Origin of the sequence: Nostoc sp. JL33 (assembly GCF_017114985.1) — a bacterium.
Lineage (GTDB): Bacteria > Cyanobacteriota > Cyanobacteriia > Cyanobacteriales > Nostocaceae > Nostoc.
In genome coordinates this window covers 60462-86169 of the sequence record NZ_JABXKP010000009.1, presented here as the reverse complement: position 1 = coordinate 86169, position 25708 = coordinate 60462, and the positions used below count along the sequence as shown (strand labels likewise).

Below are 25708 nucleotides of genomic sequence, written 5' to 3'. Positions count from 1 at the left end.
ATGGGTCATCGGGCATCGGGCATCGGGAAAAATAACTCCTAACTCCTAACTCCCCACTCCCCACTCCCCACTCCCCACTCCCTTCCCTGTTCCTCTTACTCTTTGTAGGTTGTATTGTGGTTAGTCTGACCCTGCTAGAACCGCAACAGAAAACGCCCCTCCAGCAGTGGTGCTTTGAGAACTCCTCCATAATTCGGATTGGTCGAGCGGCAGATAATCACGTTGTTTTAACTGATAGTTTGGTTTCCCGGCATCATCTAGAACTTAGACAAGTCGGTGACGCTAGCAATGGCGGTGCTTGGCAGCTGATTAGTAAGGGTACAAATGGGACTTTCCTTAACGGTATCCTTGTGATTCAGAGTCCGTTACCAGATAATTCCCTCTTGCAACTGGCACAGGGAGGCCCAATACTGCAATTCCAAATTCAGGAAGCGACAATATTAGAAACTGGTTTGCGATCGCAACCAATGCAAGGCACAGAAGAAAACGCCGCCGAGACGCTTTACTCAGCAAAAAATCCGGCAAATTCATCTTACGCTTGCACGCACGAAGGTAACTCACCGAATAATTTATTCTGTATCCACTGTGGTCAACCGATCTCAGTCCAGCAGAGGATTCGCCATTATCAGGTGTTGCGAACTCTTGGACAAGGAGGTATGGGTACTACTTATCTCGCTTGGGATGCGGCTGGTCTGATTGCGGGTATGCCACAACTGCTGGTGTTGAAGCAAATGAATGCTGATATGGTGAAAATTGCCAAAGCTCAAGAGTTATTTGAGCGGGAGGCGTATACTCTCAAATCCCTTAACCATCCTGGAATTCCCAAGTATTATGATTTCTTTGTAGAAGGCGGAAAAAAATACTTGGCAATGGAACTAATCCACGGACAAGATTTAGAGAAACGTGTCTATACTACTGGCCCAGTGACACCAAGCCAAGCGATCGCTTGGATGATCCAAACCTGCGATATCTTAGACTATATTCATAGCCAAAGCCCTCCACTGATTCACCGCGATATTAAACCCGCCAATTTAATGGTGCGAAGTTCAGTAAATTGCATTGTGGTGCTGGATTTTGGCGCAGTTAAGGAAATTGGCACAGCGCCCGGTACTCGAATTGGTGCAGAAGGTTACTGCGCTCCTGAACAAGAACGAGGACAACCTTTGACTCAATCTGATTTGTATGCAATTGGGCCAACGTTGATTTTTCTGCTCACAGGGGAAAACCCGTTCAAGTATTACCGCCAACGAGGGCGAAATTTCAGGTTTGATGTGGCAAAAGTTCCCACCATTAGTTCCCAATTAAGAGATGTGATTGACCGCGTTACAGAACCATTGCCACGCGATCGCTATCAAACTGGAAAGGAATTAGCTGCGGCTTTAGCTGCTTGCAAAGTTTAGAGAGTGGGGAGTAGGCAGTGGGGAATGGGGAGTAGTGAATATTAAAAATCCCTATGCCCTATGCCCTATGCCCTATGCACTATTCTCTACTCCTCATCCCAAGTTTCTACAGCTAGCAGTTCGCTAACTGGGTCTTGCATACTAAAGCCAAAGTCGAGCAGTTCCTGTTTCCAGTGCTGCCACTCATTACCGTAGAGCAAAGCGATTTTCCAGATGCTATCGCTTGGCTTGATAATGTTCGATTCTATGAGTGATTGCACGTTGCGTTGCAATTTCACCATTGGGTGAATCACTTTCTGAGTCATAACCTCGATTGAATTCAGATTTTGTTTGTAAATACTTAATTAAAACTGCTTCCCATTCTGCAATTGTTGCCAGGACGTAGAGTGGTGTAATTCGGTAAAGCTAGTCTTAACTTTTTAACTATACCATAACAAACTCTACTAAGTTACTGGTAAATTCGGTTTTGTACGGTAATTACCACCACAAAACTTCAATTCCACCAAGCACTCCTTAAACTTTTTGCAGAAGCCAAGCAAAGGTTCAGGGGGAAGGGTTAAGGGATGAAGGGGTAAGGGATACTTATGTTTCCCCTTTTCCCTTTAACCTTTCCCCGTTTTCTTTTTCCTCTTAACCTTTAACCTTTCTACACAAGAGTGCAACAGTACCTTTTGCAAGATATCTATTGTGAACGCCGAGCAGAATAATTATTCCTCTGGGAAGTTGCACTAATGAGGACGACTGGGAAAATTCTATTTGTTTTAATCACGAAAAAGATGTTTACTTGTTGAAGAACCCATAAAACACGGGCTAGTTTGAAAGTTTTTGACTGACAGGGAAATTTGCAATTGAGTAGAAACGTCTACTGTTTCTTTTTCTTTAAACGTTATTTAGAATATCGCAAACATTTGGCATTAGGCAAATTAATTGCAAATCTTTATATAATTTTAATGTTTTGCCCAGCGAATAAGACTTGGAGGGTTGGCTCTGTCTAGGGGTAGGAGAAGGTTTTGCTTTGAAGCATAGGGGCGATGCCTACGGCGGTAAACTACGCGTGGCAAAATTGTCGGTACAGCATGGGCTTACCATAAAGTTCTCTGGTCTTCAGAGTCAGCATTTGAAGTTTGTGTAAAAAATTTTTAGCGAAGATGTTAGTTTCTGTTGAGCAGATGGGCATCCTCATAACAGGAGGCTTGCTGATACCTAAGTATTTACCGCAGCAAGTATGTGAGGCATGGCTAGTTCGGAGGCAGAATACCTAATTTCCCGCAAAAAGCAGATTCAGAGGCGACAAAAGATTGTAACCATAGTGTCGATGTTCTTGTTTTTTGGTTCTACGGTGTTTGCTGTAATTCCGGCAATACAACAGGCTAGTCAACCTAAGCCAGCAAATGCGTCTGCTTCTGCTGAGTCAGTTTTACAGCAACAGGCGCGGGGTTACGAGCTGGTTTTACAACGGGAACCAGAAAACCAACTTGCTTTAGAGAAACTGTCTGTGCTGCGGTTGCAATTGAAAGATACTAAGGGTGCAATGGAACCTTTGGAGAAGCTGGTGAAGTTGCACCCTGAGCGGCAAGATTACAAAGTTGTATTAGAGCAGATTAAGAAGCAAGAAGGAAAGAGCGATCGCAGCACAAATAACCAGTCCCAATCTAAGTAACAATTTCATTTAAATATTTTTGGTAAATAATAATTTTGAGATTACAAATAAATACAATATGTTTAATGGCAAATCGATTTTAATCACTGGTGGTACAGGCTCCTTCGGCAAGCAATTTGTAAAAACGATTCTCAGCCGATATCAACCTCACAAAGTCATAATTTATTCGCGGGATGAACTCAAGCAGTATGAAATGGCGCAGGAGTTTAATGCACCAGTGATGCGCTATTTCATTGGAGATGTGCGCGATCGCGATCGCTTGCGTCTAGCTATGCGGAGTGTTGATTATGTTATTCATGCTGCGGCACTCAAGCATATTCCTGCTGCTGAGTACAACCCAATGGAATGCATTAAAACTAATATTTATGGAGCAAATAATGTCATTGATGTCGCAATTGAGCAAGAAGTAGAAAAAGTGATTGCTCTTTCAACAGATAAAGCAGTCAATCCAATTAATCTCTACGGTGCAACCAAGCTAGCTGCGGATAAACTTTTTGTCGCAGCTAATAATATTGTTGGCACAATGAAAACTAGGTTTGCTGTAGTTCGATACGGTAATGTTGTCGGTTCAAGAGGCTCAGTTGTACCTTTTTTTCAAAAGCTGATTCAAGAAAAAGCCACGGAGATTCCCATTACAGATCCACGCATGACGCGCTTTTGGATTACACTGCAACAAGCTGCGGATTTAGTTTTTAATAGCTTTGAAAGAATGCAAGGAGGAGAAATATTTGTACCCAAGATTCCTTCAATGAAAATTACCGATTTAGCTGAAACACTTGCACCGGGAGTCCCAATTAAAATTGTTGGTATCAGACCAGGGGAAAAACTACATGAAGCCATGTTTCCTTCTGAAGCTTCGCATTTAACATTGGAGTTTGCCGATCATTATGTGATTAGACCGACTATTGAATATGCCTATTCTATTGATTACGCCTGCAACGCTTTGAGCGAAAAAGGAGTCCCCGTTCCTGAAGGGTTTGAGTATAGCTCCGAGATAAATACAGAATGGCTAAAAGGTTTCCAACTACTCGATATGCTGAAGCAATGAGTGACTATATTCCTTATGGAAGGCAAGATATCAGTCAACAAGATATTGATGCCGTAATTGAAGTTTTGCGCTCAGACTGGATTACTCAAGGCCCAGCTATAGATAGATTTGAGCAAGCTGTTGCTAACTATTGTGGAACAAAATATGCTGTAGCCGTTTCTAGTGCGACAGCTGCATTACATATTGCTTGTCTTGCTGCTGGTTTAGGGCAAGGAGATATTCTCTGGACATCACCAAACACCTTTGTTGCATCAGCTAATTGTGGACTTTACTGTGGTGCAAAGGTTGACTTTGTTGATATTGACCTAAATACCTACAATTTGAGCGTAGATGAATTAGAACATAAGTTGACTGGGGCAGAAAAGCAAGGTTGTTTGCCTAAAGTATTAATACCCGTTCATTTTGCAGGGCAATCTTGTGAGATGGAACAAATTGCCGCTTTATCACAACGTTATGGTTTCAAAATTATCGAAGATGCTTCTCATGCGATTGGCGGAAGCTATCAGGGACAACCTATTGGTTCCTGCCAATTTTCCGATATGGCAGTTTTTAGCTTTCATCCGGTAAAAATTATTACTACTGGTGAAGGCGGTATGGTGCTAACAAATCATGAAGAATTGTATCAGAGATTGATTAGATTACGATCGCATGGAATAACTCGTAATCCAGATTTGATGCAAGCAGAATCTCATGGTTCTTGGTACTATCAGCAACTAGAACTAGGCTTCAACTATCGGATGACGGATATTCAAGCAGCATTGGGTACTAGTCAGATGCAACGACTGGATGAGTTTGTAGAACGTCGTTGCTTTTTAGCCAACCGCTATAATCAACTACTGCAAGATTTGCCATTAATGCTGCCGTGGCAACATCCAGATAGTGAATCTAGCTGGCATCTTTATGTGATTCGGCTCAAGCGGGATAAGATTAATAAAACTCATCGACAGGTATTTGAAGAACTTCACAGCGTAGGGATTGGTGTGAATTTGCATTATATTCCAGTTCACTTACAGCCTTATTACCGAAAATTTGGGTTTAAATTAGGAGACTTTCCACAGGTTGAGAAATATTATGAGGAAGCTATCACTATCCCCTTATATTATGGGCTAAATGAACAGAGTCAGTATAAGGTAGTAGCTTCGCTAAAAGAGAGTCTGATATGAAAACTGTAATTATTGTTCAGGCAAGAATGACTTCAACTCGCCTTTGTGGAAAAGTACTTAAAAAGGTATTGGATAAGCCTTTGTTAGAATACCAGATTGAGAGGCTAAAACGAGTAAACTTGGCTGATGAAATTGTAATTGCTACTACAATTAATAGTACAGATTTGCCAATCATTGAACTTTGCAATCGCCTTTCAGTGCCATATTTTACAGGTTTAGAAGACGATGTGCTAGCCAGATATCATGGTGCGGCTAAAGAGCATCATGCAGATGTAGTACTTCGTGTCACTTCCGATTGTCCGCTTATTGATCCACAAGTAATTGATAAAGTAATTCAATTTTATCTTGAGCATAGATATGATTATGTTTCTAACTGTTTAGAGAGAAGTTACCCAAGGGGAATGGATACTGAGGTTTTTTCATTCATAGCGTTACATCAGGCATTTGTAGAAGCAACAGCACAACCTGAGCGGGAGCATGTTACTCCGTTTATTTATATGCATCCTGAACGTTATAGATTAGCTCAGATATTTTATTCAGAAAATCAAAGTTCACATCGTTGGACAGTGGACACAGCAGATGATTTTGAACTTATCAAAAGAATTCTTGAAGCACTTTATCCTCAAATTCCAAAATTTACCTTGGAGGATTGTTTACATTTACTTAGACAGTATCCTGATTGGTCACTAATTAATGCACACGTAGAACAAAAGAAATATGCTGCATAATTAAGCATTTATCAAAAATGAAGCTATTTATCCGAGTAGATGCATCAATACAAATAGGTACAGGCCATGTAATGCGTTGTCTAGCTTTAGCGCAGGCTTGGCAAGATGCAGGTGGTCAGGCAATTTTTGTGATGGCGACGGAAGCCCCAGATTTGAAAACTCGGTTAAAGTCAGAACGAATGGAAGTTAGACATTTATCAGTTCAGATTGGAAGTGCTGAAGATGCTGAAGAAACAGCGAAACTAGCACGCCAGTTTGATGCCAGTTGGGTTGTGGTAGATGGCTACCATTTCGGTGCTAAGTATCAAGAAATCATCAAGGAATTTGAGCTACAACTTTTATTCATTGATGATTATGGACACGCAAAACAGTACCATGCAGACATTGTTTTAAATCAAAATATTCATGCCCATAAGGGATTGTATAGAAATCGACAGCCATATACCCAACTGTTGCTTGGTACGAGCTATAGCCTTTTGCGACGGGAATTTTGGCAGTGGCGGGGATGGCAACGATCGCTCCGTCTAATTGCAAAGAAGTTACTAGTTACACTAGGTGGTGCAGATCCCGATAATGTCACTCTCAAGGTGATTGAAGGATTGCAACAAGTAGAAGTAGAAGGGCTAGAAGCAGTTGTTGTAGTTGGAGGAAGTAATCCGCATTATGAGCAGCTGCGATCGGCTAGTCAAAATTTGCAGTTTCCTATCCGTTTGGAAAGAAATGTAATGAATATGCCCGCTCTCATGGCTTGGGCTGATGTGGCAGTGATAGCTGGTGGTAGCACTTGTTGGGAACTGGCTTTTATGGGTTTGCCTAGTCTAGTGATGATTTTAGCTGAAAATCAACGGGCGATTGCCGAAGAACTAGAGGCAATGGGAGTAGTTGTAAATTTGGGATGGCATAAGAATGTTTCTGCTGTTCAAATAGCATCAAGAGTAGCGCAATTACTGATAACTGTTGGAATGCGGGAAAAAATGACTACATATAGCCAAGAATTAGTGGATGGTCAAGGAAGCAGTCGAGTCTTGAGCTATCTAAAAGATAACTTTTTTCAATTGCGCTCGGTGCAGCAAGATGATTGTCGGTTGCTATGGGAATGGTCAAACGCTCCAGAAGTACGTGCGGTTTCTTTTTCCTCAAAGTCTATACTCTGGGAACATCATGTTCAATGGTTTAAATCTAAATTTATTAACCCTAATTGTATCTTTTACATTGCCATTAATAAGAATGATATACCTATTGGACAGATTCGATATGACATAGAAAATCATGAAGCTACTGTTTCCATGAGTATTGACGCAAAGTTTCGTAATCAGGATTATGGAAGCAGCTTGATTAAATTAGCTTGTAAACAAATATTTTATGATTCCGATATTAATATAATTAATGCCTACATAAAACCAACTAATCAGGCGTCTGTTAGGGCATTTTCCAAAGCTGGTTTTCAGAGTATGGGAATAACTACACTTCAAGGACATCAAGCGATCCTTCTTATCATAGGCAAGTATAAATTTAGTTAGTTGAGAGAGCAAATGCGAGAAATTAACATTGTAAATAGAATAATCGGTGCTAGTCATCTCCCCTTCGTAGTTGCTGAAATTTCCGGCAATCATAACCAATCTTTAGAAAGAGCTTTAGATATAGTTGAAGCAGCTGCTAAAGCTGAGGTACATGGAATGAAACTCCAGACTTATACTGCTGACACGATGACTTTAGACATCAATGACGGTGAATTTTACATTAACGATCCTAATACTCTATGGCATGGTCAATCCCTGTACCAACTATATCAACAAGCTTACACACCTTGGGAATGGCATAAACCTATATTTGATCGGTGTCACGAGCTGGGAATCATTGGTTTTAGTACACCATTTGACGCTACTGCCGTAGATTTTCTCGAATCTTTAGAAGTACCTTGTTACAAAATCGCCTCTTTTGAAAATACCGATTTACCTCTAATTCGCAAAGTTGCTAGCACGGGTAAACCGATGATTATTTCTACTGGTATGGCGACAATTTCTGAGTTAGATGAAACTGTTCGGACAGCGCGAGAAGCTGGGTGTCAAGACTTAATTTTACTCAAATGTACTAGTAGCTATCCTGCTACACCAGAGAATACTAACCTGCTAACTATTCCTCAAATGCGTGAGTTGTTTAATGTGCAGGTGGGGTTGTCTGATCACACAATGGGTATTGGAGTTGCTGTTGCTAGCGTTGCTTTAGGAGCTACATTAATTGAGAAGCACTTTACTCTGTGTCGGGCTGATGGTGGGGTTGATTCAGCTTTTTCAATGGAACCAGCAGAGATGCAGCAATTGGTAATAGAGTCGCAAAGAGCTTGGCAAGCTTTGGGCAATATAAAATATGGAGCAACTGAGGCTGAAAAAGAGTCATTGGTTTTTCGGCGATCGCTCTACGTTACCCAAGACATGAAAACAGGGGATATATTCACATCAGAAAACCTAAGAGCAATACGTCCAGGATTAGGATTACCACCCAAATTTTTCGATATTGTTATTGGTAAAGCAGTTAATCAAAATATAAAAAAAGGTACGCCTTTTACCTGGAAATTAGTATTAAAAACTCCGGAATAAAAAATAATTGATACTCAGAATTATGCCGTTTTTATCTATATACTAAAAATTGAAGGATGAATCTCAATGAGTCAAGTCAGCACAAGTATACAGATATTACGAGAACATTATCAGGATCTTGTAAGAAAACAAGGAGACTCACCTGGATCTGGACAGTGGGGTTCTATAGATGAATCTCTTGTCAGATATTTGCAACTTATGAAAATTGGAAACCTCAATGGATGTCGAATTTTAGATATAGGATGTAGCATCGGTTATTTTGCAGAATATTTGCAATCACACAATATTATTTGTCAATATACAGGCATAGATATTGTACCTGAAGCCATTGAAATTGCACGTAAAAAATTTCCAGATATGAAATTCGAGTGCTTAGATATAACTCAAGAGAGTCTAGAAGAAACCTATGATTATGTTTTAGTATCTGCTGTTTTCAATAATTTTACTCCCAACGGTAATCTTTTTCTCCAAACTTTAATCAAAAAAGCATTCTCTTTATGTGAAAAGGGTCTGGCATTTAATTTTATTTCCTCTTATGTGAATTTCCAACAAGAAACGATGGCTTATTATGAACCGGAGGCAGTTTTAAGGTTCTGTATTGAGCACCTATCTAGAAAAGTCACAATGATTCATCACTACTATCATTGTGATGTTTGTATTTATGTTTACAAATAAATGAATAGTAAAGATTTTGTAATTAATTGGCAGGAAATAGCAAATAGTTGGGATAATTTTGTTGAAGATTCTCCTCAAGGAACTATTTTTGCAAAAATTGACTTTATCAATGCATTAGGAGTGCCTTTTCAAATTATTACAGTCTATTTCAGACAGAAAATAGTTGCAGGTACTGTTATCTTATTTTCTCAAGATGGTAAGACATTACCTGCTCCTTTCCCTTTCACACCCTATCAAGGACTGTTACTAGCCGACAATTCTACTAAACCAGATCATAAACGTAATTCTGAAGAGTTTTTAATTTTAACTTGGTTCATAGAACAACTTCTAGATAAATTTGAAAAAATTTCCCTAGCTCATTCATGGCAATTGCAAGATATACGACCATTTCAATGGTATAACTACCATACACATGAGAAGAGAAAATTTGAGGTTCAACTTAGATATACAGGCATATTGAAGTTAACAAAATTTGATAGTTTTGACTTTTATCTCAGTTCCATCCGCGCTGTAAGACGACAAGAAATGCGGAAGGCTATTAATAATAAATTATCTATTAAGGTGTCTGATAATATTGATATTTTAGACAAACTACACCGAGAAGTTTTGGCTAGACAAGGAATAGAAAACACAGAAAAAGAGTCTTACTTCTTGAAAGCAATAGCTCAGAAATCTTTAGCAAAAGGATTTGGAATACTGAAAATATGCTATCTTGATGCAATTCCGGTTTCGGCAATTTTATTCCTCTTTGATCGAAAGCGTGGTTATTATATGTTTGCGGGGAATCATCCTGAATACAGAGAAAGTGGTGGTTCAACATTCTTACTACTTGATTTAATTGAAGAATGTTTTAAACGCAAGTTGCAAGAAGTTGACTTTGTAGGAGTTAATTCTCCAAACCGAGGAGATTACAAACTCAGTTTTAATCCAGAGATTAAGCCTTATTTTGTCACAGATTTAAATGCCAATTTGAATCTCTATCAATAAATATAAAACTTTTTACGGGAGAAATAACTAAAACTGTGAATCGTGTAATTGCCACTATAGAAGCCCGGATGGGTTCTTCACGCCTTCCTGGTAAAGTCCTCAAAGAAGCAGTCGGCAAACCGATGCTGCTGCTGATGGTTGAGCGTGTTCGTCGCGCTCGTTATATAGATGAAGTTGTAGTTGCCACAACCACTAATGAAAAGGACGAAGCGATCGCATCCTTATGCAGTAAACACAATATTCCTTACTTTCGTGGTTCAGAGGAAAATGTATTAGAACGAGTTGTAGAAACTGGGCGACACTATCAAGCAGAAGTTAGTGTCCTTTTAACCGGAGATTGTCCCCTAATTGACCCTTATGTGATTGACCAGCATATCTGTGCCTTTTTCGCGGCTTACCCCCATGTGGATTACGTCGCTAATTGTGAAGTACGTTCATATCCTCATGGGCTGGATCTCATGGTGTTGTCTTGGAAAACACTAGCTCAAACAGTTGATTTTGCTTCCAAAAAACCCTTTTGTGAACACGTTGGTTGGTACATCCGACGACATCCAGAGCAATATCGTCGCTTGGATATCATTGCTCCTCCAGGCTTAAGTAATCCTTTTTTTCGTATTACCCTTGACTATCAAGAAGACTACGATCGCATCAAAGCCATTTTTGAAACACTTTATCCCCAGAATCCCCAATTTACGACAGTAGACATTCTTAACTATGCCCAACAACAAGGATGGATTGACTTCTGAGAGAGATTAAACTCATGAAAGTGTGTGTCGGTATTATTGGTTTGGGAAAAATTGGGCATCGCTTTGGCATTTCCCCACAAGGCGATCCACTCAGCCATTCTGAAGGGTATGCTCAAATCCCTAACGTAACAGTTGTATTAGGAGTAGATCCAGATTCAGAAGCCTGTAGAGATTTTCAACAACGTTTTTCTGAAGCACAAATATACTCCAGTTTGAAAGATGTACCAGATGGACTTCACCTGGACGTAGTATCAATATGTAGTCCCACTCACTTACACGCTCAGGGAGTTATTGCTGCACTCGCTTGGCAACCCCGCGTCATCCTGTGCGAAAAACCCCTTGGAATTAATGCAGCAGAGGCAGAAATAATCCTAGCCGCTTGCTCTGCACAAGGCTGTATTTTGATAACTAACTATTCGCGTCGTTGGACACCAATGCTACAAGCCTTGAAATATCTAACGAACCAGGATGATGGCTTGGGAACTCCAATTGGTGCCTGCTTACGCTACAACGGTGGTTTGCTCCACAATGGAACCCATTGGATCGATATGTTATTAGCTTTATTCGGATCAGTTGCTTCAGCATATCGTCTGGAAAAATCACCTGTTGCTGAAGATGACACTTCTGAGTCAATTGCACTATCCTGGAACAGCGGATTAACTGCATATTTGATTGCAGTACGTGGAACTAGGTGTTCAATCGGCGAAGGCGAACTCTGGGGAACCGGCGGTATGCTACGGTATAGCGCCGGGGGAGGGCAAGTTACTTGGCAGACAGTTCAACCTAGTCAATGGTCAGGTTTTCAAGAGTTAGGTCACGCAAAGATGATCTGTGAAGCTGGCTTAAAAGGCCACATTTTGGGGGCTGTCACCGAAGCTGTGCAATTAGCACGAATTGGCGGACAACCAACCTGTTCTGGCGCTGATGGTGTGCTTGCTTTACAAGTTGTTGAAATGGCAAGAAACAACAAATTTCTAATTAAGTAGGTAATTTGATGGTTATTAGTAGAGAAAAACCGGCTTTGCTCGGAGGTTCCAAGGTTTTTCCAGAGGCATTACCAAGGTATATTAGTACTAGTTTCCAGGAGACTGAAGCCGCGATTCAAGTATTGAAAAGCGGTATTTTATCTGACTATATTGGTGCTGCTGGACTGTACTTTATGGGTGGCAAAGAAGTTCGCACTTTGGAAGAACAATGGGCTGACTACTTTAATGTTCGTCACGCTTTAAGTGTTAACTCTGCTACTAGTGGTTTACATGCCGCTGTGATTGCAGCCGGTGTTAATTTTGGTGATGAGGTAATTGTGCCACCACAAACGATGTCAGCAACGGCAACAGCAGTGGTTATGGCAAATGGCACTCCTGTTTTTGTTGATCAAGAGGAGGCTAGTTGCTGCATTGATCCAGAAGCCGTTGAAGGTGCTATCGGATCACGCACAAAAGCAATTATCGCAGTCAATTTGTTTGGAGGCCCGGCCCAACTGGTGCGCTTACGTGAGTTAGCAGATCGACACGGTTTGATTTTAATTGAGGACAATTCCCAAGCACCGGGAGGTCAGCATCAGGGGCGTTGGCTGGGAACAATTGGGCATTTGGGGGTGTTCAGCCTCAATTGTCACAAAACGATTCAGTGTGGTGAAGGGGGGGTTGTAGTTACTAATGACGATCGCTTGGCGCGGCGGGTGGCACTGGTACGTAATCATGGAGAGAACGCAATTGAAGCGGAAAACTGGTATGAAGATGCTGATATTGTTGGTTATAATTACCGTTTAACTGAACTTCAGGCAGTGATCGCTCAGGTTCAACTCCAACGTTTAGAAGAATTGACACAGCCAAGGCTGAAAATTGCTGAAGCTTTAGACCAAGGGCTGTCTGAGTTTAAAGCGCTACGGACGGCTAAAGTTGTCTCTGGCGATCGCCATGTTTACTATACATATCCCATTTGGATCGATCCACAACAAGCTGGATTGTCGCGGGACAGATTTGTGGAGGCACTTCAAGCAGAAGGATGTCCTGTGACGGGGCGTTATGTGCGTCCCTTATACAGACTACCTCTTTTCCAAAAGCTGCAACAAGAAGGCAAGACAATTGTCACTCATCCTACTGGTGTCTGTCCCATAGCCGAAAAGACATATAACCAGACACTTTTATCTACAACTCTCATCCAAATACCTGGGGGTATTGACCTAGTTGATCGTTTCATAGCTTCTGTGGCTAAAGTCCTGGCTCATGCCAAAGAGTTAAGTCAAGGGAAAGATGAATGAAGATACTTGCGATCGCTCACGATCCAGGCGGTGCTAATGCTGTCGCCGCAACAGTTGCAGCCTTGCGAGAAGCAGGTACAGAGGTTGAAGCGTATGCCAAAGGCCCAGCCATCCGTCAATTTCAACGCCTTGAAGTTGCTTGCATACCAATTTCTGAGGAACACCAAACTCTTTTTGTGAGATTAACAGGAGATATTCTGCTCACAGGAACATCTCAATATGATGAGTTTGAACGCGATGCTATTTTTTGGGCGAGGCAAGAGCGTATTACTAGTATTGCTGTGATAGACTATTGGGCAAATTATCGACAGCGTTTTCAACCACTCAACAATCCTAATGCGGAACCAACTTTTCCAGATATCATCACAGCTTTAGATGAAGTGTGTGCAACAGGAATGCTTGCTGATGGAATACCAGAAAAGCGGATACGCGTTGTGGGGCAGCCTTATTTTGCTTGGCTTATTTCTAGACAAAAAAACAAGAAAAGTATTTTAAAACCACTAGAAAATATTCTCTTTGCGTCTCAACCCAATGCCAATGAAATTGAAATACTCCGTATCTTAATTAAAGTATTAACTGACTATAAACCTTTAAAAAAGCTGCTGATCCGCTTTCATCCTCGCCAAGGTAAGTGCCGTGCTTCACTTGATTTACTGGCACAATCAGGTTTGCCATTTGCCATTGACGAAAGTGCTGATACACTTGCCACTTTGCATCAGCAAGATATAATGCTAGGAATTACCTCAATTATATTAATTGAGGCGGCTTTAATGGGAATACCAGCCGGTAGCTTGGTGATTGGTGTCGATGACACACTTATTACCAATCAAAGGGGAATCACGATTCCCCTAAACTCATCAGAAAAGCTACGAGAGTTTTTGTATTTTCCTCAATATAGGGAAATAGAAGAACAATTTGTTGAACAGCAGCGCGATGCAGATTTTCGAGTAGCGCAGTTATGCAAGTCAATAATTTAGTTATTGACTTTGAAAGATTTTTTAAAGTGTCGGGTACTATATGGTGTGGAGTAATTTAGCCTGAAAATAGTTCTTTAATCTTCATGCTATATCTCTATATTAATTTAGATACTAAGGCTAGTGTTATTTACACACTTAAAAACTTGAGCGCAGTGCATCTAAGCTTAGGTTTAACTCCGAGATATTGAGATATATAACTAGGAGATGAAATCAAACAAGATGCAAAAAAAACTAAATCAATAATATGGGGTTTCTTCAATGGTTGATAGATTATACCTAGCATATACACTTGCAGATGCTGAGTGGCTAATTGCACACCCAGAGCTATTAAAAGAAGGTAAAGTTATTTATTCAGGAATTGAGCCTCATTTAGTCTTTCGTTCAGCAAGAATTCCTGCGGATGATGCCGTTGAATTATATCGGCAATTAGATTTTTGTACTATTGCCAATGAAGCAGAATATCTAAGATGTAAATTTGAGGAAACTTTGCGAAAGGTTGGCCCTGATTATGGGCTATCACTCATTTACCAAGATATTGATATTTTATCTTGTTCTCTCCATCTTCTCTACTATTTTTTCTACGAAGCTGTAATTTCCTATCACCTCGCACTAGCAATTATCCGAAAATACCAACCCAAAGAAATTTGGGTAAACCAATCACCATTTACTGCTGTTACACAGTGGGGTTTGGCTCCTCCACCTCAAACTAATTATGAAAATCAAGTATGGGGGTCTATGAGGAATATAGGAGTAATTATAAAAGATTTAGAAATTACTACTACGTTAAAATCATCAAATGCTCAAGAGCAGCAGATTGAATTGGTTTATAGATCGCAATATGAGCCTTGGCAGCCTCAACATAGCCAAAGAGCCACAGTAACCCCAAGTAAAAACTTACTAAAATCAGACGTTTTATTAGCACTCCAAAATAATTTTTTAAAAAACTATACACCTATTGGTGAAGCATTGGCAAATTCTTTTAATCTCAAAACACTAGATTTAATTCAACAGAATCTATGGTTGGGATGGCATGATGCTTCAGATTCAATTCCTGTTCCTCTCATTCAAGATTTAAACAATACAAATTCAATACAAATTAATCAGCTTTTGAATGATCAGCGATTTACCGATGCTTTTTTGGACTATCCGCTAGACATCTGGAAAATTGTTCAATCAAGAGTAGACCTGTTATTAAGCTTTGATATTCCCTTTGTTCGCGCTTGGATAGAATGTGCTCACTGGGTACTAGCTCAGGTGCAACCTAAATTTATCGTCATGGCGGAAGAAGTTTCACTAGCAGCGCGTTCATTGGGAGCGGTAGCAAAACTGTATGAAGTTAAAAAACTCGTAATTGAGCATGGATCTTCTGAGACTCAAATATTAAAAAATCAACGCTCAGATATGCATTACTGGCAGCATAATTATGCTGAAACTAGACCTGATTATGTGGCTACCTGGGGTTCTTATGGTCAGCATTATTATGTAGAAAATCTTGGTTGGTCAGCTAAACAAGTTCTTGTTACTGGCTGGCCTTGGATTGAAAAGGAGATAAGACAGCATCTCAGCAGTATAAAAAGAAAACAGGTTGCTCATGTCGAAGGGCAGTTACTATTTTTAAGTACATCAACACATAAGTCTTACCATTATTTGTATGAAACGCTTCTGGAAGCAGCCAAGCAATTGCATGTTGACATTGTTATCAGACCTCACGGTGCTGAAAATATGGATTACTTGCGCGACTTAGCTAATCTCGTTGCTGTCAATGTCAAAATTGATAACTCAAGTAATATACTCGATCAAATTCACGAAAGTGATATTGTTATTGGCGGAGCAACCAGTGTACTAAGTTATGCGATCGCACTGAGTAAACCTTGTATTTTTATAGATTTGTTAGGAATGAGAGATTATAAACCCTATGCCATAGAAGGTACAGCAATAGGAGTATATAATCGCGAAGAATTAATTCCGGCAATTGAAAAGCTAAAAAGTGATTATGAGGAAAGAGATCGCCAACAGAAAAAACAAAAATTGTTTACACAACAATACTTAGGCGAACTAGATGGTAAGGCGACTGAGCGGATTATAAATTTTGTTAAAAGGGAGATTGCAATGCAAGATAAGTTATCAACTGACTATAGAAAATTTACAACACAAGCGGATATATTATGTGTAGATATCGGCTGTGGAATTCATAAACCTAAAAATTTCATTGGTGTAGATATTGCTCCTGGTGTTGGTGTTGATATCGTTGCTGACCTCAGTAAAGAATTTCCCTTTCCTGATAGCTCAGTAGACGAGTTGAGAGCGCACGACATTATCGAACATCTCTATGAACGAATTCATACAATGAATGAGATTTGGAGAGTCTGTAAACCTGGTGCCAAAGTTGATATTCGTGTGCCATCTACAGATGGTCGAGGAGCTTTTCAAGACCCCACTCATATCAGCTTTTGGAATATTAATTCTTTTCTGTACTACTGTAGTGAATTTCCAGCTTATATCGAACTTTGTAGAAGGTATGGATTTAAAGGTGAGTTTAAAGCTGTAAAACTTGAACATGAAGAATCCCCTGATGGAGTAATTCATGTCAGGGCTGAATTGCTTGTAGTTAAGTCAGTATCTAAGTTAGGCCAAAATCATTTGCCAATAACCCAGGAATATCAGCAGGAAATCCAAAAACAATTCGCTCCTGAAGTTAATGTATATGTTCAAGGTCAAGAAGAAGAGATTTTTTCTAAAATTTCTACTTACGTCAAACAATATCAACAAGATCCAACTAGTCGCACAGCAATAGCAAATATCCGTCAGGCTCGTTATCAAGTTGCCCAGCAATGGCTAAAAATATCAGACTCTGAAATTGAAAGCATATACTTAGGAAATTTTGGCAAAGCACATCAAATATTGCTCGATAGTGGTATAAGAAATGAAGCATTTACTGCTAGTGAAAAAGCTTTTTTAGATGAAATTACTGTATATATTTTTAGAGGATTTGATGAACCAAAATCACTTCAGCATATATTGGCAGCTATGCTGTATCGTTATACTGACCAGTTACCTTTACAGCATGACATCTCTACTATTCCTACATGGTTTATTAATAGTTATCTGAAATTCCTGCTTCAACCTCAAGTTTACTTTCAAGGACTGGGAGAATCAGAGAATTACTATCACTATATGCAGGGGTGGGTTGATTACTTACACACATCCATATTTAAGAATCAAGGTTCTCTATTCTGGGATGAAGTTGTTCAACATTTTGTCCAAATTGCCAATTTCATTCCTCTATACTTTAATGAAGTTAATCTTAAAGATATCTATGTTAAACGTGCGGAAATACTAGACTTTTTCTTGAAAATTAATGGCTGTCAAGTAAATTATGAATTTGACGATAGACCTGTAACCAGAAAAAAAATTCGGATGGGTATTCTAGCAGCGCATTTTCTGCCTTCAGCAGAAACATTTGCTACGCTTCCTGTTTATGAATATATCAGCCGCTACTTTGAAGTAATTTTGTACTCACTGAATCAAACGGGTCATCCTTTAGAGCAATATTGCCAAAGTTGTGCCAACTCCTTTAAGCTGCTGCCACAAGATTTAGCAGAACAAGCAAATACCATTCGTGCTGATGACCTAGATATATTATTCATTGCTACCAATCTGACTGCGGTAACGAATCAAATCTCACTCTTATCAATGCATAGGTTAGCTAGAATACAAATTACTAGTGGTGGATCGGTTGTAACAACTGGAATGCAGCATATTGATTATTACATCTCAGGTACGCACACCGATCCATCAGCAACGTCAGAACAACAATATCGAGAAAAGTTAGTCAAGCTAGAAGGAACTGCTCATTCCTTTAGTTATGGTAATGAACAAGAAAATGTAACAATCAAAGTTGATCGAGAAAGTTTAGGTATCCCTGAAGAAATAGTTATTTTTATCTCTGGCGCTAACTTCTACAAAATCATCCCTGAACTAATTAATACATGGGCGAAAATTATTTATCGAGTTCCCAACTCCGTTTTAGTGCTTCTGCCATTTGGCCCAAATTGGTCAAATAATTATCCTAAGAAAGCTTTTATGAATCACTTAATTAAAGTATTTTCAAAGCATGGGATACCATCTGAACAATTAATAGTTTTAGATCCTCAGCCAGTGCCAAACCGGGAAGAAGTTAAAGAATACTTCAAAATTGCCGATGTCTATCTAGATTCCTATCCATTTGCAGGGACAACTTCTTTAGTAGAACCGCTACAAGTTAATCTGCCAGTAATCGCTAGACAGGGAACCACCTTTCGTTCTGCAATGGGGGCTGCAATGGTGCAAGCACTAGATGTCCCTGATTTAGTTGCAGATAGTGAAGAGTCTTATATACAGTTAGCGATCGCACTTGGAACTGATCCTGAATTACGCCAGCAAAAGAGCGCCCAAATCAAGGAAAAAATGCAAGGTAATCCTAGTTTTCTAGATAGCCGCTCTTACTCAGCTAAAATAGGCAGCCTATTCCAAGAACTATTTAGTAAATATCTTGCAGATACTCTGAGTCAAAATTTCCGCTTAGGAGATATTAACCTAATTATTTTCCCAGACTGGTCACAGCCAGAAGACCTACTATATCAAGATTTAGCAAGTGTCATTTCTACTCTCACTACTCACCCAGATAAAAATCACATAACTCTCCTGATAGATACTCACAACGTTTGTGAGGAAGAAGCTGATATGCTTTTATCGTCTTTGACCATGAATTTGCTCATGGAGGGTGATGTAGATATAACTGAGGGGCCAGAAATTTCTCTGCTTAGTAAGATGAGTGATACACAATGGAAAACTCTTTTGCCTAGAATTCATACTCGAATTGCTTTAGCGACAGATAATCAACAGGCGATCGCACAAGCGAAAGCAGAAAATCTCCCATTCTGCAATGTAGATAGCTTACTTGCATCCAAATTAGAGATCACACCTGTCTAATGGTAGTCAAGCCTCCTATATGGGTAATAACCCAGCATTTGATTATAGCGCTTATCGTTTGGACGCAATACAGAGAGGCTTTGAATCGGGGGGAAGCGGAATCAAAGTCCCCTAATTTATCGGGGGATTTAGGAGGATCTACAAGTCTTTGATACATCACAAACAACTTTTCAAACATCCTCTTAGCTCGACTTTATCCAAAATTAAGAACTCGCTTTTCTTTATCCGGCAAAAACCCTGGCTTTTTAGCAAATACTTTTTCTACGTCACAGATTATCGTTGAAATATAAAAAGTAAAGCTACCGTCCCACAAAGGTTCCAGCCTCAGCTTGAGCATTGCCAAAAAATGGATAAAGTCGAGCTTAGAGGTTATTTTGAGCGCTCAAGCCTTCACTACGAGCTTATTTTTCCTCAATATACTTCTGCCACATTTGCTCATAAGCCTTTTCCATTTCACGGGTAAACTGTTTGCCATTCCACAATGGTGCTGTTTGCCGCGATGCTTTCAGTTTCAGAGCAACTTGCTGGCGTAAAACTTCATCCTTCCCCAAACGCACACCCCATTCTATATACTCTTCATCAGTCCAGGCAATCCCTTCTGTGATACCCGCATTTATCATCATTGTGTAGCTGTTACGCGCTGCAAATTGTTCACCAACTCGCGTCACCAAGGGGATACCCATCCACAATGTTTCTAGGGTTGTTGTCGCTCCGTTGTAGGGAAATGTATCTAATACAATATCAGCAATGCCTAAATTAGCACGATGAACTGACTCTAAATAAACTATTGGTAAAAATCGTAACCGAGAACAATCTACACCTTCTTCTTCGGCAATTTGGTAAAAAAAGCGTTTAATTGCTTCCTCCTCAGCAAATCCTTTAATCAAAAAGTAGCTGTTAGGTACTTGTTTAATAATTTGCATTTGCCACCTTGTCGTTTCTGGATGGCGTTTATATCCTCTTTGGGCGCTGAGATATACAACGGCATCCATAGGAATATCCAAGTCATCGCGGCGGAGAGTTGGGACACCCACTTCAAAACCATCTACTGCTATGTAAGTTTGAGGTAATCGCCAGATTTTCTCTGTATAGTAATTTTGTGCATCATCTGGTAGTACATAAGGATCTGCGATAAAGTAATCAATTGCAGGTATGCCTGATGCATCCCACCCCAGCCAAGTAACTTGAATTGGGGCTGGCTTGAGTGCCATCACTTCACAAGTAATATCTAAAGTAATGCTATCAAGGTCAATTAAAATATCAATTTCATCTTGATATATCTGGTCAGCAATTTCTAGACCATTCATGCCTAATTTGTGAGCTTTACCTGCGTGAATTAGATACCACTCTTGGAGATAGTCATCTAGTAATGTGTAGTTAACAAAATAAGTATGAATATCAAATTTATCTTGATTATGATGTTGAAATAACCAGCGAGCTAGCCAACCAACAGAATGATTCCTTAAAGCGTAAGATATATAACCAATTTTTAATTTATTTTGATGATGTGTTAAAGATTGATTATTAATAATTTTACGAACATAGTTTTTTCCTTCTGATTGGGCAAAAGGTTGAATATAATTATTAAAAATATCAGCTACCTTATTAAGCATAGCTCGAAATTCAGCAGGAGCATCTTTAATGTGAGGTATCGCAAAAAATGGTGTAAGCAACCGTAATATTCTTCCTTCTTCTAAAGGAATTCGTTGAGCTTCAATAAACTGTTGAAACACAGTTTCCAATTCTTGACAAGTTGTACATATCTCTTGCCAATATCCTCCTGCTGACATTAGCCCCCTTAACAGCAAATGGAGTGCAAAAATTTTATCAGCCAAACCTTCTGATAAGGAATAACACAACCTAGCTGTCTCAATTCCTTGAGAATAATTACGAGCATCTTGATAAAAAATCGCTAAGTGCCGCAAAATTTCTACATTATCTGGCTGCAATCGTAAATGTAATTCTAGTAGAGATGCTGCTAGTAAAGGCTGCCGCAAAGTATGACCAATTTGGATAGCAGCAGGAAGCACTATAGAGAAGCATTGGTCAGTATCAGAGAAATAAGGCAGACTAGCTTCTATTAAATTTAGATTACTTGGATGTAAGGGAACAGTATTTAAAAATTCTTTTAAAACTTGGATTAATAATTTGAGATCGATTTCTATATTTTCTTTTGCGTTTAAGCTTTCAATTAATCCCCACTCGTTCAAATTATCAATTTCTTCAATCTTTTCCAATTTGATAGAAAGTATAAGAATTTGAAGCAAATTATTTATATAACTAGGATTAATTTCCCGCATGTGTTGGCGAATTAACCAAGCTAGAGAATATTCTGCCAGTGTTTCGCGTCTTGCAGCTTCTATTTGCAAAACTTGAAATAGTTCATTTGTCCAAATTGGTAACTGTTCTTCATCTGCCTCTGTCATTGGCAGCATCCAAGTCATTTGAGCTTCTGCTTCTTGCCCTTGTAATAGCAATAGTAGTCCTAAATGCCAATAATAAAAAATAACATTTGGTTCTCTTGCTATTGCTTGTTCATATAACTGTGCTGCTTGCGAATATTTTTCTTGAATGAAGTATTGTTTAGCTTGATTTTGCCAATTATATATATCAGTAATCATTGTGATTCTCATAGAGAAAGGTATGGGCAATCTAATTGTGAATAAATCACAAAATTGAAATAAAGTGGATAGAAGCATCTACCCACTTGCGAAAATATCTAGTTGAGAGACAATTTATATGCTCTTTGTCCTTGGTTGGTTACTTAGCCAAAGAGACAAAGCTGGCGGGACAACTAGGTTTTCCAGCGGTATACACAATTGTAGCCCCAGTTGCGTTTACACCAGCGTTAACCATAGCGTTGTTAGCTTCACACAAAACAGCTACGGTAGTAGCTTCATTGGTAGCAGATTGGGTTGTCAGCTCTACAATACCAACATAGCTTTTGAGAGGCGCAGTGCTAACTATTACTTGTGCTAGGTTGCTTACTACAGTATTGCCCGTCAGCAGGGCAGCCGAGTATTGGTAATTAACGGTTTGTGTTGCAATACCAAGACCTAAAGCACCAATTGAAGTTGTAAATGAAGTATTTTCTAAGTAAAAAGCTTGCTGTGCGCGGTTCATGGAACCCACGTAGGTTTTAGCTTCTGACTGCTTGGCTTTGTTTGCTTGGTTCAAGAAAGAAGGTAGTGCGATCGCAGACAAAATACCAATGATGATAATTACTACTAGTAATTCAATAAGTGTAAAACCCTCATCTCCCTTCTTCTTGGCGACGATGTGCTGGAGAAATTTGGCTTTTAGTTCGGTTTTCATAAGTGTTTTTCCGGAGGTTATAAAAGGCTTGGGTGTTCTAAATGTAACTTATCCACTCACATTTGCTTTGATATCAGCCCACCCCGAAAAAATTTTGACCATATTTATAGCCCTGGCGAATAGAATTGGGTTGTGAATAAATCACAAAATTGAAATAAAGTGGATAGAAGCATCTACCCACTTTGGAAAATATCTAGTTGAGAGACAATTTATATACTCTTTGTCCTTGGTTAGTTACTTAGCCAAAGAGACAAAGCTGGCGGGACAAGTAGGTGTTCCAGCAGTGTAGACAACTGTAGCGGCATCTGCGTTTACACCAGCGTTAACCATAGCGTTGCTAGATTCACACAAAACAGCTACGGTAGTAGCTTCATTGGTAGCAGATTGGGTTGTCAGCTCTACAATACCAACATAGCTTTTGAGAGGCGCAGTGCTAACTATTACTTGTGCTAGGTTGCTTACTACAGTATTGCCCGTCAGCAGGGCAGCCGAGTATTGGTAATTAACGGTTTGTGTTGCAATACCAAGACCTAAAGCACCAATTGAAGTTGTAAATGAAGTATTTTCTAAGTAAAAAGCTTGCTGTGCGCGGTTCATGGAACCCACGTAGGTTTTAGCTTCTGACTGCTTGGCTTTGTTTGCTTGGTTCAAGAAAGAAGGTAGTGCGATCGCAGACAAAATACCAATGATGATAATTACTACTAGTAATTCAATAAGTGTAAAACCCTCATCTCCCTTCTTCTTGGCGACGATGTGTTGGAGAAACTTGGCTTTTAGTTCGGTTTTCATAAGTGTTTTTCCGGGGGTAGGAAGTGATTCGGTGTTCTAGATGTAACTTACCCAACTGCGATCGCTTTCCTATCACCTTGAGAAAAAAAGTTTGGGGAGATACAGTTACACAATCCAGAATCCTTGCATCCCAAATGGCAGGAACATCACTAAGCCCCTGGTGTAGACCAAGGGCTAGATTCTCAATTTCGATTGTGAGAGTACCTTATTCAAACTCAGGTGGCCACAGTTCTGATATTGCCAGCCCCCAACCTGGTAGCAAGTCTGGTAGTGTAAGCGTGTCGCTATTCTGCATCACCACCGGGGCTTGGTTTATTCGGTAAACCGTTGCTGTCAATTTATCAGGGTCAATCAGTATGCCGACTACAGACCCAAGCTGCAAAAATAACTGAATCTTCTCTTCAAGCGGTTTAATTCTGTCGCTTTTAGATTTAATCTTAACCATCAGTGGAACCAACTCCACAAAGTCGCGCTTGGTCTTCTTCAATCAGTTAGCCCGAACAAAAGACACGTCAGGCGATCGCAGGTTTGTTTTTTCCGAGTCGTCCTCTTCTATACTAGGGAGAATAAACCCTGCGCCAGAACCAGTTACCCGTCGTAGCTTGTGCGACATCACCAAACACCTCGCGCCGTGGAAGCCCCTGGCTTTAGACATGGGGGTAAGGCGCAGGCGAATTTAAACGCCTTTCAAAAAATACTCTTCACATGTGATACAATAGGCAGCATGGAACAAGTGCTGACATTGGTTTGCAAGCTTAACCCCACATCTGAACAGGTTGTCAAAATAGAGGCGACACTCAAAGCGTTTGCGGACGCTTGCAACTATGCTAATCAGCAGGTTAAACCCCAAGTTACAAATAAGACAACCATTCAGAATATGGTCTATCAAGACTTGCGTTCGTTGTTTGGGTTGTCTGCTAATTTGGCTGTCAGAGCTTGTGCCAGAGTAGGATCTAACCGTAAAACAGCAAAGCAGCAGGATAAACTTGTTTTATCTTTCAAGGCAACCAGCGCCGATTACGACGCGAGGATTTTTGCATTTAGAGAGAAAGACTGGACTGTTAGCTTGAATTTGCTCAGTTGTAGGGAACATATCAAAATGGATATTGGTAATTACCAATTGGGGAAACTCAAAGGTAAAAAACCAACATCGGCACAGTTGTGTAAACATCGGGATGGTTCCTACTATATTCATATTCAAGTCAAAGATGAGGTTCCCCAAGCACTCAAAGCTACCAACGTTATTGGTGTAGATTTTGGGAGACGGGAGATCGCTGTAACTAGCAATGGGGACAAATGGGACGGTAAACAAATAACTGATATTCGAGATAGATACGCCAAAACTAGAGCTTCTCTACAACAAAAGGCCACGAAAGGCACAAGGTCTACTCGCCGACGTGCGAGACGGATTTTGCAACGGCTGTCGGGGCGTGAGAGAAGATTTCAGCAATGGCTCAACCATCAAATCAGCTACCGCATTATCAAGGAAGCAATGGCAAAAAATGCTATTGTTGCAATTGAAAACTTGACTGGAATTAGAGAACGTACCCTGAAGCAACCTAGAAATAAAGTTGAGCGCAGACGTTCTAACTCTTGGTCTTTTTATCAATTGCGCTTCTTTCTTGAGTACAAAGGAATCAAGGAAGGAGTAGAAGTAATTGCTGTGCCACCAGCCTACACAAGTCAGACGTGCCACCAATGTTTGCACATTGGTGGCACGTCTGATAAACGTTTCAAATGTGGTAATTGTGGCTGGCATGGTGATGCTGATTTGAATGGTGCAAAAATGATTTCTTTATTGGGGCAATCTGTAAGCTTGCCCGGAGGTTCGAGATGTCTATGTTGTTCTCTCAATATAGATAGCTCAGGGCTACTACAAAGCCCCGCCCTAAAGGGCGGGGGTTAGCTTACCCAGATATTTAAGAAGGTACTCAACCGAGACGCACGGACAAGTAATCTAAGAGGATGTTTGAAAAGTCGCAATACTAGCCGGGCGACTAGAAGTCGCGGCTACACAAGACTTTACCTACGGAGGTAGGTTTGAAACCCTTAATTTTCTCTTAGTCCACGGAGGTGGACTTCGCCTGTGTAGTAGCGAATTATATTCGCCTAATACTTTTCAAACAACCTCTAACGTCCCAGCGATTAATCGGCTGACATCAGTGGAAAACAAGTAAAAAGTGGAGACCACAGCTTTAGTCTGACTTGAAACAACTATTTAAATTTCCATATCTTCAGACCGGTGAGAGGTCAAATATCCACAAATATTTTGTTGAGTGGGCAAACAGACTACCTTTTTATTGTCAATATCGTAAATATACGGGAACTTCTTGTTCTGGGTTATGGTCATTTTATGTCACCTTGAACAGCAAGGAGGTTCCCACTCTAA

19 protein-coding genes and 1 pseudogene are annotated in these 25708 nt (G+C 40.0%); 15 read left to right on the top strand and 5 right to left on the bottom strand.

Features of this window, described 5'->3' with window-relative positions:
* Positions 1 to 116 precede the first annotated feature (116 nt).
* A complete protein-coding gene (locus HWQ23_RS02135) occupies positions 117 to 1400 on the top strand; it encodes a protein kinase domain-containing protein (RefSeq protein ID WP_292823116.1) in 1284 nt (427 codons plus the stop codon).
* Positions 1401 to 1486: 86 nt separating this feature from the next.
* Here HWQ23_RS02135 and HWQ23_RS02130 read toward each other — a convergent pair whose 3' ends face one another.
* Entirely contained in the window at positions 1487 to 1705 is a 219-nt protein-coding gene (locus HWQ23_RS02130; RefSeq protein WP_181930103.1) for a DUF4327 family protein, read from the bottom strand.
* Between the two features lie 929 nt (positions 1706 to 2634).
* On the opposite strand from HWQ23_RS02130, the gene HWQ23_RS02125 reads away from it, so the two are divergent.
* The 13 genes from HWQ23_RS02125 (at position 2635) to HWQ23_RS33345 (ending at position 19215) form a co-directional block, all read left to right on the top strand.
* Positions 2635 to 3060 (top strand): tetratricopeptide repeat protein, encoded by a 426-nt coding sequence (locus HWQ23_RS02125; RefSeq protein WP_292823115.1) that lies wholly within the window; start codon positions 2635 to 2637, stop codon positions 3058 to 3060.
* A 58-nt stretch (positions 3061 to 3118) separates the two neighbouring features.
* Positions 3119 to 4108 (top strand): UDP-N-acetylglucosamine 4,6-dehydratase (inverting), encoded by a 990-nt coding sequence (gene pseB, locus HWQ23_RS02120; protein ID WP_292823114.1) that lies wholly within the window; start codon positions 3119 to 3121, stop codon positions 4106 to 4108.
* On the top strand, positions 4066 to 5271 hold the full coding sequence (pseC, locus tag HWQ23_RS02115; RefSeq protein WP_292823113.1) for a UDP-4-amino-4,6-dideoxy-N-acetyl-beta-L-altrosamine transaminase: 1206 nt from the start codon (positions 4066 to 4068) through the stop codon (positions 5269 to 5271). The genes pseB and pseC overlap by 43 nt, the downstream gene beginning before the upstream one ends.
* Positions 5268 to 5999, top strand: coding sequence for a cytidylyltransferase domain-containing protein (locus HWQ23_RS02110; protein WP_292823112.1), 732 nt, complete (start codon positions 5268 to 5270; stop codon positions 5997 to 5999). The genes pseC and HWQ23_RS02110 overlap by 4 nt, the downstream gene beginning before the upstream one ends.
* A 17-nt stretch (positions 6000 to 6016) precedes the next feature.
* A complete protein-coding gene (gene pseG, locus HWQ23_RS02105) occupies positions 6017 to 7519 on the top strand; it encodes a UDP-2,4-diacetamido-2,4,6-trideoxy-beta-L-altropyranose hydrolase (RefSeq protein WP_292823111.1) in 1503 nt (500 codons plus the stop codon).
* A gap of 12 nt (positions 7520 to 7531) precedes the next feature.
* A complete protein-coding gene (pseI, locus tag HWQ23_RS02100) occupies positions 7532 to 8596 on the top strand; it encodes a pseudaminic acid synthase (protein ID WP_292823110.1) in 1065 nt (354 codons plus the stop codon).
* Between the two features lie 66 nt (positions 8597 to 8662).
* Positions 8663 to 9271, top strand: coding sequence for a class I SAM-dependent methyltransferase (locus HWQ23_RS02095; RefSeq protein ID WP_292823109.1), 609 nt, complete (start codon positions 8663 to 8665; stop codon positions 9269 to 9271).
* Entirely contained in the window at positions 9272 to 10258 is a 987-nt protein-coding gene (locus HWQ23_RS02090) for a GNAT family N-acetyltransferase (RefSeq protein ID WP_292823108.1), read from the top strand.
* 35 nt (positions 10259 to 10293) lie between these two features.
* Complete coding sequence (locus tag HWQ23_RS02085; RefSeq protein ID WP_292823107.1) at positions 10294 to 11004, top strand: glycosyltransferase family protein; 711 nt, start codon at positions 10294 to 10296, stop codon at positions 11002 to 11004.
* Positions 11005 to 11018: 14 nt separating this feature from the next.
* Complete coding sequence (locus HWQ23_RS02080) at positions 11019 to 11990, top strand: Gfo/Idh/MocA family protein (RefSeq protein WP_292823106.1); 972 nt, start codon at positions 11019 to 11021, stop codon at positions 11988 to 11990.
* Between the two features lie 8 nt (positions 11991 to 11998).
* The gene (locus HWQ23_RS02075) at positions 11999 to 13267 is read left to right on the top strand and encodes a DegT/DnrJ/EryC1/StrS aminotransferase family protein (RefSeq protein WP_292823105.1); all 1269 of its coding nucleotides are present in this window, start codon (positions 11999 to 12001) and stop codon (positions 13265 to 13267) included.
* On the top strand, positions 13264 to 14244 hold the full coding sequence (locus tag HWQ23_RS02070; RefSeq protein WP_292823104.1) for a hypothetical protein: 981 nt from the start codon (positions 13264 to 13266) through the stop codon (positions 14242 to 14244). Before HWQ23_RS02075 ends, HWQ23_RS02070 begins: the two co-directional genes overlap by 4 nt.
* A gap of 258 nt (positions 14245 to 14502) precedes the next feature.
* Positions 14503 to 19215: an O-linked N-acetylglucosamine transferase family protein gene (locus HWQ23_RS33345; protein ID WP_365740396.1), complete on the top strand. Its 4713-nt coding sequence runs from the start codon at positions 14503 to 14505 to the stop codon at positions 19213 to 19215.
* 401 nt (positions 19216 to 19616) lie between these two features.
* Here HWQ23_RS33345 and HWQ23_RS02060 read toward each other — a convergent pair whose 3' ends face one another.
* The 4 genes and pseudogenes from HWQ23_RS02060 to HWQ23_RS02045 form a co-directional block, all read right to left on the bottom strand.
* Positions 19617 to 21836: an O-linked N-acetylglucosamine transferase, SPINDLY family protein gene (locus HWQ23_RS02060; RefSeq protein ID WP_292823103.1), complete on the bottom strand. Its 2220-nt coding sequence runs from the start codon at positions 21834 to 21836 to the stop codon at positions 19617 to 19619.
* A gap of 139 nt (positions 21837 to 21975) precedes the next feature.
* Positions 21976 to 22530, bottom strand: coding sequence for a type IV pilin-like G/H family protein (locus HWQ23_RS02055; RefSeq protein ID WP_292823102.1), 555 nt, complete (start codon positions 22528 to 22530; stop codon positions 21976 to 21978).
* Positions 22531 to 22764: 234 nt separating this feature from the next.
* The gene (locus tag HWQ23_RS02050; RefSeq protein ID WP_292823101.1) at positions 22765 to 23319 is read right to left on the bottom strand and encodes a type IV pilin-like G/H family protein; all 555 of its coding nucleotides are present in this window, start codon (positions 23317 to 23319) and stop codon (positions 22765 to 22767) included.
* 205 nt (positions 23320 to 23524) lie between these two features.
* A pseudogene (locus tag HWQ23_RS02045) lies at positions 23525 to 23935 on the bottom strand (Uma2 family endonuclease); the annotation flags it as partial.
* A 108-nt stretch (positions 23936 to 24043) separates the two neighbouring features.
* Here HWQ23_RS02045 and HWQ23_RS02040 point away from each other — a divergent pair.
* Positions 24044 to 25225, top strand: a complete 1182-nt coding sequence (locus HWQ23_RS02040) for an RNA-guided endonuclease InsQ/TnpB family protein (protein ID WP_292823100.1) — start codon at positions 24044 to 24046, stop codon at positions 25223 to 25225.
* Positions 25226 to 25708 lie beyond the last annotated feature (483 nt).

Excerpts from the sequence above, each read along its gene's own strand:
- HWQ23_RS02075 (WP_292823105.1), top strand. The coding sequence starts at position 11,999 with ATGGTTATTAGTAGAGAAAAACCGGCTTTGCTCGGAGGTTCCAAGGTT.
- HWQ23_RS02080 (WP_292823106.1), top strand. The coding sequence starts at position 11,019 with ATGAAAGTGTGTGTCGGTATTATTGGTTTGGGAAAAATTGGGCATCGC.
- HWQ23_RS02130 (WP_181930103.1), bottom strand. The coding sequence starts at position 1,705 with ATGACTCAGAAAGTGATTCACCCAATGGTGAAATTGCAACGCAACGTG.
- pseC (WP_292823113.1), top strand. The coding sequence starts at position 4,066 with ATGGCTAAAAGGTTTCCAACTACTCGATATGCTGAAGCAATGAGTGAC.
- pseI (WP_292823110.1), top strand. The coding sequence starts at position 7,532 with ATGCGAGAAATTAACATTGTAAATAGAATAATCGGTGCTAGTCATCTC.
- HWQ23_RS02125 (WP_292823115.1), top strand. The coding sequence starts at position 2,635 with ATGGCTAGTTCGGAGGCAGAATACCTAATTTCCCGCAAAAAGCAGATT.
- HWQ23_RS02095 (WP_292823109.1), top strand. The coding sequence starts at position 8,663 with ATGAGTCAAGTCAGCACAAGTATACAGATATTACGAGAACATTATCAG.
- pseB (WP_292823114.1), top strand. The coding sequence starts at position 3,119 with ATGTTTAATGGCAAATCGATTTTAATCACTGGTGGTACAGGCTCCTTC.
- HWQ23_RS02050 (WP_292823101.1), bottom strand. The coding sequence starts at position 23,319 with ATGAAAACCGAACTAAAAGCCAAGTTTCTCCAACACATCGTCGCCAAG.
- HWQ23_RS02055 (WP_292823102.1), bottom strand. The coding sequence starts at position 22,530 with ATGAAAACCGAACTAAAAGCCAAATTTCTCCAGCACATCGTCGCCAAG.
- HWQ23_RS02070 (WP_292823104.1), top strand. The coding sequence starts at position 13,264 with ATGAAGATACTTGCGATCGCTCACGATCCAGGCGGTGCTAATGCTGTC.
- HWQ23_RS02040 (WP_292823100.1), top strand. The coding sequence starts at position 24,044 with ATGGAACAAGTGCTGACATTGGTTTGCAAGCTTAACCCCACATCTGAA.
- HWQ23_RS02110 (WP_292823112.1), top strand. The coding sequence starts at position 5,268 with ATGAAAACTGTAATTATTGTTCAGGCAAGAATGACTTCAACTCGCCTT.
- HWQ23_RS33345 (WP_365740396.1), top strand. The coding sequence starts at position 14,503 with ATGGTTGATAGATTATACCTAGCATATACACTTGCAGATGCTGAGTGG.
- HWQ23_RS02090 (WP_292823108.1), top strand. The coding sequence starts at position 9,272 with ATGAATAGTAAAGATTTTGTAATTAATTGGCAGGAAATAGCAAATAGT.
- pseG (WP_292823111.1), top strand. The coding sequence starts at position 6,017 with ATGAAGCTATTTATCCGAGTAGATGCATCAATACAAATAGGTACAGGC.
- HWQ23_RS02060 (WP_292823103.1), bottom strand. The coding sequence starts at position 21,836 with ATGATTACTGATATATATAATTGGCAAAATCAAGCTAAACAATACTTC.